This window comes from Lysobacter capsici (genome assembly GCF_014779555.2).
Taxonomy (GTDB): domain Bacteria; phylum Pseudomonadota; class Gammaproteobacteria; order Xanthomonadales; family Xanthomonadaceae; genus Lysobacter; species Lysobacter capsici.
The window spans coordinates 822,953-836,448 of the sequence record NZ_CP094357.1; the positions used below are offsets into that span (position 1 = coordinate 822,953).

Genomic DNA, 13,496 nt, shown 5'->3' on the forward strand with positions numbered 1-13,496 from the left:
ATCTGGCGTGCCCTCATCCGGCCCTTTCGGGCCACCTTCTCCCGCTCTGCGGGAGAAGGGATCTCTGCGGGAGAAGGGAATCAAACCCAGCGACTTCGATATTTCGCTACTTGAAGCCCCCCTCTCCCACCTGCGGGAGAGGGGTTGGGGTGAGGGCCGCAAGCCGACGTATCAAATCCCCAACTGCGGCTCCGCCTGAAACCTGCGCGCGTACCCGCGCTCCTCGGCCACCCGTTCGACTTCGCCATCGGCCAGCTCCGGCGCGGCATACACCGCATACACCGTGGCGCCCTCGCGCAAACCGATATGGTGCAGGCGATAGCGCGGCTGGCCGCTGCCGGTGTTGGGCGGGTAATGGTGCGGCGGCTCGCCGCCTTCGAGATCGAGTTCGCTGTTGTCGACGGTGCCGCCGATGAAAAGGGCTCGCATCGTGATTCGCTCCTTGGGCTGGACCAGACTCGATCGTCGCCGTTGCGACGTTGCGCGGCGATGAAGCCGATGTTGTCGCGGCGGCAAGCGGCTTCGATCTCCCGCGTGCGTGCCGCCATCGCGAAGGAAACCGCGCCCGCCCGCGCCGTCACTCGCCCGGCGACAGATGCCCGGAAAACACCCGATGACGCGGATGCAGCCGCAGCCACAAGGTCTGCACCAGCACCAACGCGGCGATCGACGCCGCGCACCAGGCCGCGGCCTGCGCGCCGTTCAAAGCCGATTCGGACTGCTTGAGATACACCCCGATCAATCCCCACAGCGCGGCCGCGGCATACCCCAGGTTGCCGCGCATGCGCCCGTTCAACAGCAACACCAGCAGCGCCGCCGCGGCGAACAGGACCAGACTCCAGCCGAGCATGTCGTCGACCGGCAACAGTCTGTACGCGACCACGACCTGGGCGGTGTTCAAGAACGCCGCCAGCGACAGCCAGCCGGCATGCAGCGAAATCGCGAACTTGGCCCACAACGCTTGACCGGGCGCCGGCGTGGGGTCGCGCGACAGCAGCACCGCGCTCCAGGCCATGCAGGCCAGGGCCAGCCAGATCACCGCCAGCGCCAGCCAGAACCATTGCTGGGAGAAGATCGGCATCCACAGCGCGGTCAGGGTGAAACCGGCCGCCGCGGCCGGGCGCAGCCGCTGCAACGTGTCGTCCTCGCGCAAGCTCGAACGCAGCTGCCACAGCGCGAACGCCAGATCGAGCAGGAAGATCACGCCCCAGATCGCGAACGCATAGCCGGCCGCGACCAGCAAGGTGGGATAGCGATCGGAGATCGCGCCGTTGTCGGGACCGAAGTAGCCGCGTTGGGAACACCAGGCCACCACCGGCATCAACACGGCCGCGAACACGACGGGCAGGCGCACGATGAACACTCCGGCATAGCGATACCCACACCCTAACGCGCAGCCGCGTAAAATCGGCGCGATGATCTCCTTCGAGCCCTTCCGCCATGCCCTCTCCCATGCGCGTTGACGCCTCCGACGACGCGCTCGACACCCTGTTCCAACCCTTCGCCGACGGCGTGCTGTCATGGCCGGAACAAGGCGGCGCGCTGTTCCTGCGCGCGCGCGACGGCGTCGGCCTGCGCCAGCGGCCGCGCCCGGGCCTAGTCTGCGAACAGGACTACAAGCCGGCGATCGACGCCCTGCATCGCGGCGGCCTGGACACCGTCGATCTCGACTCGCTGCCGGCCGACCAGCGTTATCCGCTGGTGCTGGTGCTGCCGCCGCGCCAGCGCGACGAAGCGCGCGCGCTGTACGCGCAGGCGCTGGCCCGCACCGCGCCGGGCGGGCGCGTGGTCGCCTGCCTGAGCAACGACGAAGGCGCGCGTTCGGGCGAGGACGACCTGGGCCGGATCGCCGGCAAGGTCGGCAGCCTGTCCAAGCGCAAATGCCGGGTGTTCTGGACCGCGCCGCTGGACGGCCCTGCCGACCCGGCCCTGGCCGCCGCCTGGGCCGGCGGCGACCGGCCGCGCGAGATTCTCGGCGGGCGCTTCCTGAGCCGGCCCGGCGTGTTCGCCTGGGACCGGGTCGATCCGGCCTCGGCGCTGCTGGCCGAGCACCTGCCGGCCGACCTGGCCGGCCGCGCCGCCGACCTCGGCGCCGGTTACGGCTATCTGTCGGCCGAACTGCTGGCGCGCTGCCCGCGCATCACCGCGCTGGACGTGTACGAAGCGCAGGCGCGCGCGCTGCAACTGGCGCGGACCAACCTGCAACGCGTGCCGTCATCGGTGCCGCTGGAGTTCTTCTGGCACGACGTCACCGCCGGCCTCGGCGATCGCGGCTACGACGTGATCGTCAGCAACCCGCCGTTCCATGCGCAAGGCCGCGAGGAGCGTCCTGACATCGGCCGGCGTTTCATCGCCGTGGCCGCGCAGGCGCTCAATCCCGGCGGCCGCCTGTGGCTGGTCGCCAATCGCCACTTGCCGTACGAAGTGGTGCTGGACGAACGCTTCGGCGAGGTCCGCACCGTGGCCCAACAGGGCGGCTTCAAGGTGGTCGAGGCGATCAAGGCCAAGGCCGCGGGCAAGCCTGCCGGCACGACGACCGCAAAGCCTGCCGGCAAATTCGCCGGCAAGCCGGGCGGCAAGGGCGGAGCGCGCGCATGAAGCTGGTCAAGCTGATCGGCAACCTGGGCTACGGCAGCCGCAAGGAAGTCAGCGCGATGTTCCGCGAGGGCCGCATCACCGATCCCGACGGCGAGGTGCTGTACGCCGACGACAAGGTCGAACACGCCGCGATCCGCATCGACGGCGAGCCGCTCGATCCGCCGGCCGGGCTGGTGCTGATGCTGCACAAGCCGACCGGGTACACCTGTTCGACCAAGGACCCCGGCCGCATCGTCTACGACCTGCTGCCGCCGCGGTTCCGCCTGCGTTCGCCGTTGCTGTCCACGGTCGGGCGGCTGGATCGCGACACCAGCGGCCTGTTGCTATTGACCGACGACGGCGGCCTGCTGCACCGGATCGTGTCGCCGAAGGCCAACCTGGCCAAGGTCTACGAGGCGCAGTTGGCCGAGGACCTGCGCGGCGACGAAGCGGCGATCTTCGCCAGCGGCGAGCTGGAACTGGAATCCGAACAAACCCCGCTGGCGCCGGCGATCCTGGAAACGATCGCGCCGCGTCAGGCGCGACTGATCCTCACCGAAGGCCGCTATCACCAGGTGCGGCGCATGTTCGCCGCGGTCGGCAATCACGTGCAGGCGCTGCATCGCAGCCGCATCGGCGGTCTGTCGCTGCAGGATCTGCCGGCGGGTCAGTGGCGAATCTTGAATGCCGCCGACCTGGAGACCTTGTTCCGTGGTTGATCCGGTCGATTCGCGCGGTCCGATTGTGATTGATCCCACGCCGATCGATTTCGTTCCCGCCGCGGTGCTGTTCGACATGGACGGGCTGATGCTCGACAGCGAGCGGGCGATGCTTGGCACCTGGCGCGCGGCGGCGCTGGCCGAATCGATCCAGGCCGACGACGCGCTGTGGCTGTCGATGGTCGGCGTCCACGACCGCGCCAGTTTCGCGATGCTGTCCGAACGCCTGGGCGAAGACGCGGCGACCCGGCTGCGCGCCGCCGGCGATCGCTTGTACGACGCCCAGGTCGCGGCGGGTTTGCCGCATAAAGACGGCTTGATCGCGTTGCTGGATCTGCTCGACGCGCATGGCATCGCCAAGGCCGTGGCGACCTCGACCCGGCGCAAGCGCGCTGTGGCCAAGCTCGAGGCCAGCGGCTTGATCGATCGGTTCGCGGTGATCGTGACCGGCAGCGATGTCGAGCATCCCAAGCCGGCGCCTGACATCTATCTGTCGGCGGCGCGGCAGCTCGGCGTCGATCCGCGCGATTGCCTGGTGCTGGAGGATTCCGAACCCGGCGTGCGCGCCGCGCTGGCGGCCGGCGCGACGCCGATCCAGGTGCCCGATCTGGTCGCGCCCAGCGCGGAACTGCGCGGATTCGGGCATCGGATCGCGGGGTCGTTGGTGCAGGTGCGGGGGATGTTGGAGGCGGTGTTGGGTGAGCGCGGTGGTGTTCGGGCTGTGTCTAGGGCTTGAAGCAAAAGCGAATCCCCCTCAATCCCCCTTTTCCAAAGGGGGAAGCAGATAGGTTGGATGCGTAGCTGTGAACCGACGCGAAGATCACCAAGCCCTGAATCACTTTCCCGAAGGATTCCCCCCTTTGGAAAAGGGGGATTGAGGGGGATTCGCTTTTGCTCTGCTTCTGCGTTGCGCTGCCTCTACCCGCAACCCACCCAGCAGCAACTCACTTAGCCAACAACGCCCGCCACCCCTCGAACCCGAGCTTCTGCAGCGTCTCCAGATTCCGCTCCACGATCACATCCGGGTCCGGAAACGCCGCCACCGCGCGTTCGACGCTGGCTTCGCGCAACAGGTGCAAGGTCGGATACGGCGAACGATTGGTGCAGTTGCCGACCTCGTCGAACCCGGCGCCGGCGAACTGATAGTCGGGATGGAAACTGGCGACCTGGATCTCGCCCTCCAGGTCCAACGCCGCGACCGCGCCGTCGGCGAGGTCGAGGAAATCGTTGAAGTCGAAGAAGTCCTGCAACACCTGCGGATGGATCAGCAAGGTGGTGTCGATGCGCTCGGGGTCGCTTTGTTCCAGCAGCACCAGCTCCGAGGCGAGTTCCTCCAGCAAGGCCTGCGGCGTGCGCGCATCGCTCAGCACGAAGCGCACCTGGCCCTTGGCCAGCACCGCCTTGGCGAACGGGCACAGGTTCAGGCCGATCACCGCGCGTTCCAGCCAGCGCCGGGTCGCGGCGATGGGTTCGGCCTCGTGCGACGAGGCGTCGTTGGGCGAAGCATGGCCGGGCAGGGTATCGCTCATGGTCGCGGGCTCGCTGCGCAAGGGGTGGTCGCGCTGATCAATCGCGGAAATTGTCGAACTGCAAGGGCCGCTCGAATTCCAGGCTCTTGAGCAGGGCGATCGCGGTCTGCAGGTCGTCGCGCTTCTTGCCGTTGACGCGCAGTTTGTCGCCGTTGATCTGGGTGTCGACCTTGAGCTTGGCGTCCTTGATCGCCGCGGCGATCTTCTTGGCCAGCTTCTGCTCGATGCCCTGCTGCACGGTGATCTTCTGCCGCGCGCCGGTCAGGTTGGTGTCGACGTCGCCGAATTCCAGGCAGCGCGCGTCGATGCCGCGGGCGGCCAGGCGGGCGCGCAGGATCTGAGTCATCTGCTCGAGCTGGAATTCGCTCGGCGCGGACTGGCTGATCGCCTTGTCGTCGAGCTCGAACTTGGCCTCGACGTTCTTGAAATCGAAGCGGGTAGTCAGCTCGCGGTTGGCCTGGTCGACCGCGTTGGTGAGTTCGTGGGTGTCGACTTCGGACACGACGTCGAAGGAAGGCATGGCGCACTCGCAGTGAAGGGGGAACGGCGCAAAGGGTAGCGCAAGCGCCGTGGCGATACGCAGCGTTGCAGCGACGCGGGGTCGAAAAGCCCGCCAATTGACCGCGCCGGAACGCCGCATCGATAGAATCGAGCGCTTCCACGCCACCTGGACCCGCCCCCATGCTCAAGACCGCCGCCTACGCTGCCCAAGACGCGCGTTCGCCCCTGGCCCCGTTTTCGATCGAGCGCCGCGAACCCGGCCCGGACGATGTGCTGATCGACATCCTGTATTGCGGTGTCTGCCATTCCGATATCCACCAGGCCCGCGACGAATGGGGCGGTTCCCGCTTCCCGATGGTGCCGGGCCACGAAATCGTCGGCCGGGTCGCCCAGGTCGGCGCCAACGTGCTCGGTTTCCAGCTCGGCGACGCGGTCGGGGTCGGCTGCTTCGTCGATTCCTGCCGCGAATGCCCGCAATGCCATGCCGGCGAAGAGCAGTACTGCGACCAGGGCATGACCGGCACCTACAACTCGCGCGAACGCGGCACCGGCATCGCGACCCAGGGCGGCTATTCGACCCGGATCACCGTCGACCAGGCCTATGTGCTGCGCATCCCGGCGTCGATCCCGCTCGACCGCGCCGCGCCGCTGCTGTGCGCGGGCATCACCACGTATTCGCCGTTGAAGCATTACGGGGTCAAGGCCGGCGACGAAGTCGCGGTGGTCGGCCTCGGCGGCCTGGGCCACATGGCGGTCAAGCTGGCGGTGGCGATGGGCGCGCGGGTGACCGTGCTGAGCACCTCTGAATCAAAGCGCGAAGCCGCGCTGGCGCTGGGCGCGCACGCGTTCGCCGCGACCCGCGACGAGAGCACCTTCAAGACCCTGGCGCGTTCGTTCGATTTCATCATCGACTCGGTGTCCGGCGATCACGACTACAACGCTTACCTGGGCCTGTTGAAGTTCGACGGCACCATGGTGCTGCTCGGGATTCCGGAAACCCCGTCGACGGTCGCGGCCGGCGCGTTGATCATGCAGCGGCGCAAGCTCGGCGGCTCGCTGATCGGCGGCATCCGCGAAACCCAGGAAATGCTGGATTTCTGCGCCGAACACGGGGTCGCATCGGATATCGAGCTGATCGACATCGCGCAGATCAACGAGGCCTACGAGCGCATGATCAAGGGCGATGTGCGCTATCGCTTCGTGATCGATATCGCGAGCTTGAACGAGGCGGCTTGATGCATAGCCGCGGTCGGCCACGATGACGACCGCTGGGCCGCTACGGGGGCCGCAGCTGCTTGTGTGTTTCTTGCAGGCGATCGTGGCGCTGCGGTTTTGTTTGGATACTTTTCTGTAGGAGCGTCGCAAGCCGCGACCAATCGAAATTGCGCGAAGTGAAATGGTGTGCGCAAGGGCCGGAGTAACGCGGTCGCGGCTTGCGCCGCTCCTACAGGCAGCCCACGCGAAATCACCGCTCGGGCTGTTTGCTTGGCCGCCGAGGGCTTGTAAAACCATCCGCGCCTTGGTCCTGGCTGGTCATCCCCAGCTCGTCATCCCCGCGAAGGTTTGGGATCCAGAGACTTCAAAGCTCAGTCGCGGTGAAGCCCTGGATCCCCGCCTTCGCGGGAATGACGAACCAGGGAATGACGAACCGGGGGATGGCGACGTCATGCGATGACGGCAAAACCTGACGCATGAAAACGCGATCGCACTTCCCTGCATCGAGCCTCTTGTCACCGCCATCGCGCGCACCCGCTAAGCTGCGTCCATGCCCCTGCTGCTCCTCATCCCGCTCGCCCTGCTGGCCCTGGTCCTGCTATGGGCCCTGCTGCTGCCGATCGGCCTGATCCAGCGCTACCGTTACGGCAAGGCGCGGCGTCGCGCCCTGCCGTGGGCGGTGCATCTGGCCGCGGCGCTGTCGCTGTTGTCGCTGCTGATCTTCTTCTTCAGCGCCTGGCTGGTCGGCCACTGGATCGACGATGCGCCGCTGTACGCCGGCGGCGGTCTGCTCGCGGGCCTGTTGCTCGGCGCGCTCGGCCTGGCCCTGACCCGGTTCGAGCACGAACCCAAGGGCCTGTATTACACGCCTAACCGCTGGTTGATCCTGGGCCTGACCCTGATCGTCGCCGCGCGCATCGTCTACGGCCTGTGGCAAGGCGCGCAGGGCTGGAGCGGGCACGGCGCATGGTTGCCGCGCCAGGGCAGCCTGTTCGCGGTCGGCGGCCTGTTGCTGGGCTACTACCAGCTCTACACCCTGGGCCTGCGCCGTCGCCTGCGTCGGTTCGCGCTCGCCGCGAACGCATGACGCAGCGCAGATGACGCGCCCGGCGCGGCGCGGCATGATGAACGGTCCAGTTCGCGGCGCCGCCATGACCTTTCCGTGCCAATCCCGCCGAATCATCGTCCGTCACCCGGTTGCGGTTCGCAGCGCGGCGCGCGCGCCATGACCGCGGCCCACCCGCACCGGGGCCGCGCCATCGTCACCATGCTGGTCGCGGTGCTGATGTTCTCGTTGATGGACGCGCTGCTGAAGCTGTTGTCGGATCACTATCCGCCGTTCCAGGTCGCGACGTTGCGCGGCCTGTCGTCGTTGCCGTTCGTGCTGACCTGGGCGCTGGCCAGCGCCGGTTGGCGGCCGCTGCTGCGGGTGCGCTGGCCGTTGCATCTGCTGCGCGGCGTGCTCGGCGTCGGCATGATGGCCAGCTTCGTCTACGGCGTGAATCGCCTGCCGCTGTCGACGACGTATTCGATCTTCTTCATCGCGCCGCTGCTGATTACCGCGTTGTCGGTGCCGATTCTCGGCGAGCGGGTCGGGCCGCGGCGCTGGATCGCGATCGGCATCGGCATGCTCGGCGTGTTGGTGCTGCTGCGCCCGAGCGGCCAGGGCATGCTCAGCCTGGCGGCCTTGGCGGTGCTCGCCGCGGCGTTCGGCTACGCGGTCAGCGCGATCACCGTGCGCCTGCTCGCGCGCACCGACAGCACCCAGGCGATGATGGTGTGGCTGATGGTGATGATCACCGTCGGCGCCGGCGCGCTGGCCTGGTCGGGCTGGGTGCCGCTGCGCGGCGAGGACCTGTGGCTGATCCTCGGCCTGGGCGTCGCCGGCACCATCGGCCAGTACGCGGTCACCGAGGCCTTCCGCCTGGGCGAAGCCTCGCTGATCGCGCCGCTGGAATACACCGCGCTGATCTGGGGCGTGATGCTCGACCTGAGCCTGTGGGGCGTGCTGCCCGACTCGGTGACCTGGATCGGCGCGGCGATCATCGTCGCCAGCGGCCTGTACCTGATGCGCCGCGAGAGCGTTCACGCCGAAGCTGAACATCCCTAGCCAGCACGGCCATTCGCGCGACCAACCCGGCACCTCTCCCGCTCGCGGGAGAGGTCGGCGCGCGCAGCGCGCCGGGTGAGGGCGGGCCCCGCCACACCGCCCCAGCCGACGCCGCATTCATTGGATTCAAGCTTTTCGCCGCAGCGCGCCATGACGACCGGGTTGCCTGCGCGTAGTGTCGAGGCGTAGTCCGCAGTTCAGGGGGAAACGCCACATGACCGCACTCGTCCATGCGCCCGGCGCGCCGTGCTGGTTCGAGCTGGCGACCGACGATCAGCCCGCGGCCGACGCTTTCTACAGCGCCTTGTTCGGTTGGACCATCGAACGCACGCCGATGCCGGCCGGCAGCGCCTACACCATCTTCAAGCTCGCCGGCCGCGATGTCGCCGGCAGCTACCCGCTGGTGCCCGGCGCCGCGCCCGGTCCCGACGGCAACAGCACCTCGCACTGGGGCGTATATTTCCGCGTCGCCGACTGCAACGCGATGACCGCGCGCGCGGTCGCGCTGGGCGGGCGCATGATCGCCGCGCCGTTCGAACTGATGGAGCACGTGCGCATGGCGGTATGCGCCGATCCCGAAGGCGTGGTGTTCTCGCTGGCCCAGCAACGCGCGCATCCCGGGGTGGACGCGATCGGCGTCGACAACGCGGTGTGCTGGGCGGAACTGGCCACCCGCGATATCGCACGCGCCGAGGCCTATTACCAGCGCCTGTTCGGCTGGCGCATGCAGGCGCATCCGACCACGCCATCCGGCTACCGCGTCTTCGTCGATCAGCAGCGCATGCTCGGCGGTCTGTTGCAGATGACGCCGGACTGGGGCAAGTGCGCGCCGCATTGGTCGATCTATCTGCAGGTTGCCGATGTCGACGCCTGCGCCGCGCGCGCGCTCAGGCTGGGCGGCAGCATCGCGTTTCCGCCGTTCGATGCGCCGGGCGTGGGACGGATCGCGCGGGTCTGCGATCCCGGCGGCGCGGCGTTCTATCTGATCAAGTTCATCTGACTGGGATCGGGCGTGGCCCAAAAAACAACGGGCCCCGCGAGGGGCCCGTCGTTGTCGCACGGTGGTTGCGAAGCTAAGCGTGGAACTTAGAAGCGCGCGCCCAGACCGATACCGATGGTCACCGGATTCAGCTCGGCTTCGCCGACCTTGACGCCGTCGAGCTTCACGTCCGGCTTGCCCTGCATGTAGCGCACGTCGGCGCGGGCGAACCAGGTCGGGTTGATGTTGAGATCGACGCCGGCGGTGGCCATCGCGCCCTTGGCGTTCTCGATGCCCAGACGGTTGCCGCTGCTCAGCGTTTCGTTGCTGTAGTTGGCTTCGTAGTAGCCCAGGCCCACGAACGGACGCACGATCGTGTCGGCGCCGCGGAAGTGGTACTGGCCGCTCAGCGCGACCGGCTGCGAATCGACGCTGCCGATCTTGCCGCCGCCGGTGTTGACGCGCTGACCGAGCTTGTCGGCCGCGCCCCACGCTTCGATGGCGATATTGTCGTTGATGTACCAGCTGGCGCTGAGGGTCGGGGCACCGCCGCCGTCCACGTTGGTGCGCACGCCGCCGATCTGCGGATTCTTGGTCGGTTCGCTGAGCGAGTAGCCGCCGACGACGGCGAAGCGCTTGCCGCTGGCGCTGTCGGTGGAGGCATCCTGAGCGAAGGCGGCCGGGGCGAAGGCCAGGGTGCCCAGCAGGGCGAGGGTCAAATGAGAAATGCGGATCATGGAGTGGACTCCTGTTGTTGTGGTGTTGCACGACGCCTTGGGGGAGGCGGAGCGCAAGGTAGCAACGCATGCATGAACCGAACTTGCCGCGCGAATGCGCGTGAAGGAACTTTTCACGGACGACACGTGCTAGACCCGTATTTTCAAGGGGAAAATGAATGAAATGAACGAATGTTGAAACCAACGAATCGAGCGAAATTCGTTCATGCGAGGATGGTTTATGAACGAGCGGAAGAAATTCGTTTTAAGTGGAAGTCGGTAAAAACGCCGTAAAACAAGCGGTATTTGAACTAAGCGGAGAATTTGATCGGATCTCGTGCCGAGTCGATCGAGACGAATGGCGCATCGAAACATAGGCGCGATGCGCGAAGTCGTTCCGCCTGAAGCGGATCGAAATCGCCGGAAAAACCGCGTTTACACCGATGGCGTCATCGATGCGTTCCACTGCCGAAACGTCGATCGCGGTGTTTGCGTCGCGTTTGAGCCGTTGTTGCGCGGCGGTTGAGCACGCGATGCGCGTGCGGCGATCGATTACGGCAGCCGATCGCCCCGCCAGCCGCCCGATTGCGCACGGTCAACCGCCATGACAAAGGTCACGCCACCCATCGGCACACGAAATTCGGACGCCGCGACCGCACTGTGGTCGCCATTGAACCGTCCAGGAACCGACGATGCGCCTGTCCCGCCCCGTACTGATCGCCGCCATGGCCGCCACCGCGCTGGCCAGCGGCCCGGTCTTCGCCGCCAACGTCCATGTCGATGCCAGCTGCGAGATCGACAGCGCCTTCGACCTGACCCTCAACGAGCGCAGCCTGATCCTGACCCGTGAGGACGGCGCGCCCAAGGCGATCGTGATGCGCCAGGGCCGGCTGTTCGTCGACGACCGCTGGGTCGAACTCGGCCGCGACGACGCGCGCCGCATCGCCGAGTTCGAGAAGGGCGCGCGCGCGGCGATGCCCGAGGCCCAGCACATCGGCCGCGAAGCCGCCGATATCGCGTTCACCGCGCTCGGGGAGGTGGCCGCGGTGCTGGGCAACCATCCCGACCGCACCCGCGGCCGCATCGAGCAGATGCGCAAGGACCTCGACAAGCGGCTGAGCAACGTGGTCACTCCGACTCATTTCAGCGGCAAGGTGCTCGGCGACGGCATCGCCGACGCGCTCGGCGAGAACGTGCCGATCCTGGTCGGCGAACTGGTCGGCGGCGCGGTCACCGCCGCGCTCAGCGGCGACGCCGAGCGGCTCAAGCGCCTGGACAGTCTCGACGCCAAGATCGAGGCCGCGGTGCAGCCGCGCGCCGACGCCCTGGGCCGCCGCGCCGACAAGCTGTGCCGGCAGATGGTCGAGCTGGACGCGATCGACAATGCGCTGAGCTACCGCTACGACGGCCGGCCGCTGGAGTTGCTGCGGGTCGAGCTCAAGGACAACAAGTCGAGCGGCGCCGACAAGCCCTGATTCGCCGGGCCCGGACGAATCGGCCAGCCCACGCCGATCGGCGGCCCGCGTCTTGCCAGCGCGGGCCGCGACGTCCATCCCAATACCTGGGCGTACGTAGCGCCTCGTCAGGCCGCCGGCGTTGCCGCTTAGGTCTTTAGTACTGCATGGGCCGCTGTGCGGTTGGCGTGACCGGCCGCAACCGCCACAATAGGGTTTTCGCGCATTGCGGAGCCCCACGAACATGGCTGATCTGAAGGAAGCACGCGTCCCCGACATCGGCGACTACGACGGCGTACCCGTCATCGAACTGCTGGTCGCGGTCGGCGACACGGTGACCCAGGACCAGGGACTGGTCACGCTGGAATCCGACAAGGCCACCATGGAAGTGCCCGCGCCGTTCGCGGGCGTGATTCGCGAACTCAAGGTCAAGATCGGCGATCAGCTGGCCGAAGGCAGCGTGGTGGCGTTGATCGAGCCACTCGAAGGGGACGCAAAGGCAACGCCGGCGAAAGCCGAAGAACCCGCCAAGCCGTCTGCGCCCGCCGCTCCCGTCAAGGCCGAAGCCCCCGCGCCCGCGAAGCAGGAAGCCGCCAAGCCCGAAGCGCCGGCCAAGTCCGAAGCCGCTCCGGCTCCCGCTCCGATCGCCGCCGCCAACGCCGGCACCGACCCCGAAGCATTGCCGCCGCGCACCCCGCCGGTCGCCTTCACCGCCGAAGAGCTGATGCCCGACAAGGTGCCGTACGCCAGCCCGGCGGTGCGCCTGTTCGCGCGCGAGCTCGGCGTCGACCTGAGCCGCGTCACCGGCAGCGAGCGCGGCGGCCGGATCAGCAAGGAAAACGTGCAGGCCTTCGTCAAGGGCGTCATGCAGGGCGGTGGCGGTGGTGGCGCGGCCAACGCCGGCGCGGCGCCGAGCCTGGGCGGCGGCCTCAACCTGTTGCCGTGGCCGAAGGTCGACTTCAGCAAGTTCGGCGAGACCGAAATCAAGCCGCTGTCGCGCATCCAGAAGCTCTCCGGCGCCAACCTCGCGCGCAACTGGGCGATGATCCCGCACGTCACCCAGCACGACGATGCCGACATCACCGATCTGGAAGCGCTGCGCGTGGCGCTCAACAAGGAAAACGAAAAGGCCGGCCTCAAGCTGACCATGCTCGCGTTCCTGATGAAGGCCTCGGTCTCGGCGCTGCAGAAGTTCCCGACCTTCAACGCCTCGCTCGATGCGAGCGGCGAAAACCTGACGCTGAAGAAGTACTTCCACATCGGCTTCGCCGCCGACACCCCGAACGGCCTGGTCGTGCCGGTGGTGCGCGATTGCGACAAGAAGGGCGTGCTGCAGATCGCCAAGGAAACCGGCGAACTCGCGGCCAAGGCGCGCGACGGCAAGCTCGGCCCGGCCGACATGAGCGGCGGTTGTTTCTCGATCAGCTCGCTCGGCGGCATCGGCGGCACCGCGTTCACCCCGATCGTCAACGCGCCGGAAGTGGCGATCCTCGGCGTGTCCAAGTCGGCGACCAAGCCGGTGTGGGACGGCAAGCAGTTCGCGCCGCGCCTGATCCTGCCGCTGTCGCTGTCCTACGATCACCGCGTCATCGACGGCGCCGCCGCCGCGCGTTTCACCGCGTATCTGGCGCAGTTGCTGGCCGACATGCGCCGCGTGTTGCTGTAAGCGCGGTTCGCGGTCGTCGCGGTCGGTTTA

The 13,496-nt window shown here is 67.6% G+C and carries 14 protein-coding genes; 9 read left to right on the forward strand and 5 right to left on the reverse strand.

Annotation, left to right across the window (positions count from 1 at the left end):
- Positions 1 to 171: 171 nt before the first annotated feature.
- Both IEQ11_RS03330 and IEQ11_RS03335 read right to left on the reverse strand, forming a co-directional pair.
- A complete protein-coding gene (locus IEQ11_RS03330) occupies positions 172 to 429 on the reverse strand; it encodes a hypothetical protein (protein ID WP_191821766.1) in 258 nt (85 codons plus the stop codon).
- Between the two features lie 148 nt (positions 430 to 577).
- On the reverse strand, positions 578 to 1,354 hold the full coding sequence (locus IEQ11_RS03335) for a hypothetical protein (RefSeq protein ID WP_191821767.1): 777 nt from the start codon (positions 1,352 to 1,354) through the stop codon (positions 578 to 580).
- Positions 1,355 to 1,452: 98 nt separating this feature from the next.
- On the opposite strand from IEQ11_RS03335, the gene IEQ11_RS03340 reads away from it, so the two are divergent.
- Genes IEQ11_RS03340 through IEQ11_RS03350 form a run of 3 tightly spaced genes read left to right on the forward strand, consistent with a single transcriptional unit; the run spans position 1,453 to position 4,032 of the window.
- Entirely contained in the window at positions 1,453 to 2,598 is a 1,146-nt protein-coding gene (locus IEQ11_RS03340) for a class I SAM-dependent methyltransferase (RefSeq protein ID WP_096412712.1), read from the forward strand.
- Positions 2,595 to 3,296 (forward strand): pseudouridine synthase, encoded by a 702-nt coding sequence (locus IEQ11_RS03345; RefSeq protein ID WP_036109004.1) that lies wholly within the window; start codon positions 2,595 to 2,597, stop codon positions 3,294 to 3,296. The genes IEQ11_RS03340 and IEQ11_RS03345 overlap by 4 nt, the downstream gene beginning before the upstream one ends.
- A 25-nt stretch (positions 3,297 to 3,321) precedes the next feature.
- Positions 3,322 to 4,032, forward strand: a complete 711-nt coding sequence (locus tag IEQ11_RS03350; protein ID WP_281439942.1) for an HAD family hydrolase — start codon at positions 3,322 to 3,324, stop codon at positions 4,030 to 4,032.
- 208 nt (positions 4,033 to 4,240) lie between these two features.
- On the opposite strand, the gene IEQ11_RS03355 is transcribed toward IEQ11_RS03350, so the two are convergent.
- Positions 4,241 to 4,825 (reverse strand): DUF1415 domain-containing protein, encoded by a 585-nt coding sequence (locus IEQ11_RS03355; protein ID WP_191821769.1) that lies wholly within the window; start codon positions 4,823 to 4,825, stop codon positions 4,241 to 4,243.
- Positions 4,826 to 4,862: 37 nt separating this feature from the next.
- A complete protein-coding gene (locus IEQ11_RS03360) occupies positions 4,863 to 5,345 on the reverse strand; it encodes a YajQ family cyclic di-GMP-binding protein (RefSeq protein WP_191821770.1) in 483 nt (160 codons plus the stop codon).
- A 161-nt stretch (positions 5,346 to 5,506) separates the two neighbouring features.
- Here IEQ11_RS03360 and IEQ11_RS03365 point away from each other — a divergent pair, with 161 nt between their 5' ends.
- The 4 genes from IEQ11_RS03365 to IEQ11_RS03380 all read left to right on the forward strand — a co-directional run bounded on the left by IEQ11_RS03365 (position 5,507) and on the right by IEQ11_RS03380 (position 9,651).
- Positions 5,507 to 6,562, forward strand: a complete 1,056-nt coding sequence (locus tag IEQ11_RS03365; protein ID WP_046659992.1) for an NAD(P)-dependent alcohol dehydrogenase — start codon at positions 5,507 to 5,509, stop codon at positions 6,560 to 6,562.
- Positions 6,563 to 7,091: 529 nt separating this feature from the next.
- Positions 7,092 to 7,628 carry a CcdC protein domain-containing protein gene (locus tag IEQ11_RS03370; protein ID WP_191821771.1) on the forward strand — a complete coding sequence of 179 codons (537 nt, stop codon included), beginning with the start codon at positions 7,092 to 7,094 and terminating at the stop codon, positions 7,626 to 7,628.
- A gap of 138 nt (positions 7,629 to 7,766) precedes the next feature.
- Positions 7,767 to 8,651, forward strand: coding sequence for a DMT family transporter (locus IEQ11_RS03375; RefSeq protein ID WP_228464597.1), 885 nt, complete (start codon positions 7,767 to 7,769; stop codon positions 8,649 to 8,651).
- A gap of 214 nt (positions 8,652 to 8,865) precedes the next feature.
- Positions 8,866 to 9,651 carry a VOC family protein gene (locus IEQ11_RS03380; protein WP_096412728.1) on the forward strand — a complete coding sequence of 262 codons (786 nt, stop codon included), beginning with the start codon at positions 8,866 to 8,868 and terminating at the stop codon, positions 9,649 to 9,651.
- A gap of 86 nt (positions 9,652 to 9,737) precedes the next feature.
- On the opposite strand, the gene IEQ11_RS03385 is transcribed toward IEQ11_RS03380, so the two are convergent.
- Positions 9,738 to 10,367 (reverse strand): OmpW/AlkL family protein, encoded by a 630-nt coding sequence (locus IEQ11_RS03385; protein WP_191821772.1) that lies wholly within the window; start codon positions 10,365 to 10,367, stop codon positions 9,738 to 9,740.
- A gap of 671 nt (positions 10,368 to 11,038) precedes the next feature.
- On the opposite strand from IEQ11_RS03385, the gene IEQ11_RS03390 reads away from it, so the two are divergent.
- Positions 11,039 to 11,821: a DUF2884 family protein gene (locus IEQ11_RS03390; RefSeq protein WP_096412731.1), complete on the forward strand. Its 783-nt coding sequence runs from the start codon at positions 11,039 to 11,041 to the stop codon at positions 11,819 to 11,821.
- 223 nt (positions 11,822 to 12,044) lie between these two features.
- Positions 12,045 to 13,466: a dihydrolipoyllysine-residue acetyltransferase gene (locus IEQ11_RS03395; RefSeq protein ID WP_191821773.1), complete on the forward strand. Its 1,422-nt coding sequence runs from the start codon at positions 12,045 to 12,047 to the stop codon at positions 13,464 to 13,466.
- Positions 13,467 to 13,496: the final 30 nt, after the last annotated feature.

Excerpts from the sequence above, each read along its gene's own strand:
- IEQ11_RS03330 (WP_191821766.1), bottom strand. The coding sequence starts at position 429 with ATGCGAGCCCTTTTCATCGGCGGCACCGTCGACAACAGCGAACTCGAT.
- IEQ11_RS03375 (WP_228464597.1), top strand. The coding sequence starts at position 7,767 with ATGACCGCGGCCCACCCGCACCGGGGCCGCGCCATCGTCACCATGCTG.
- IEQ11_RS03380 (WP_096412728.1), top strand. The coding sequence starts at position 8,866 with ATGACCGCACTCGTCCATGCGCCCGGCGCGCCGTGCTGGTTCGAGCTG.
- IEQ11_RS03365 (WP_046659992.1), top strand. The coding sequence starts at position 5,507 with ATGCTCAAGACCGCCGCCTACGCTGCCCAAGACGCGCGTTCGCCCCTG.
- IEQ11_RS03395 (WP_191821773.1), top strand. The coding sequence starts at position 12,045 with ATGGCTGATCTGAAGGAAGCACGCGTCCCCGACATCGGCGACTACGAC.
- IEQ11_RS03345 (WP_036109004.1), top strand. The coding sequence starts at position 2,595 with ATGAAGCTGGTCAAGCTGATCGGCAACCTGGGCTACGGCAGCCGCAAG.
- IEQ11_RS03370 (WP_191821771.1), top strand. The coding sequence starts at position 7,092 with ATGCCCCTGCTGCTCCTCATCCCGCTCGCCCTGCTGGCCCTGGTCCTG.
- IEQ11_RS03390 (WP_096412731.1), top strand. The coding sequence starts at position 11,039 with ATGCGCCTGTCCCGCCCCGTACTGATCGCCGCCATGGCCGCCACCGCG.
- IEQ11_RS03360 (WP_191821770.1), bottom strand. The coding sequence starts at position 5,345 with ATGCCTTCCTTCGACGTCGTGTCCGAAGTCGACACCCACGAACTCACC.
- IEQ11_RS03340 (WP_096412712.1), top strand. The coding sequence starts at position 1,453 with ATGCGCGTTGACGCCTCCGACGACGCGCTCGACACCCTGTTCCAACCC.
- IEQ11_RS03355 (WP_191821769.1), bottom strand. The coding sequence starts at position 4,825 with ATGAGCGATACCCTGCCCGGCCATGCTTCGCCCAACGACGCCTCGTCG.
- IEQ11_RS03385 (WP_191821772.1), bottom strand. The coding sequence starts at position 10,367 with ATGATCCGCATTTCTCATTTGACCCTCGCCCTGCTGGGCACCCTGGCC.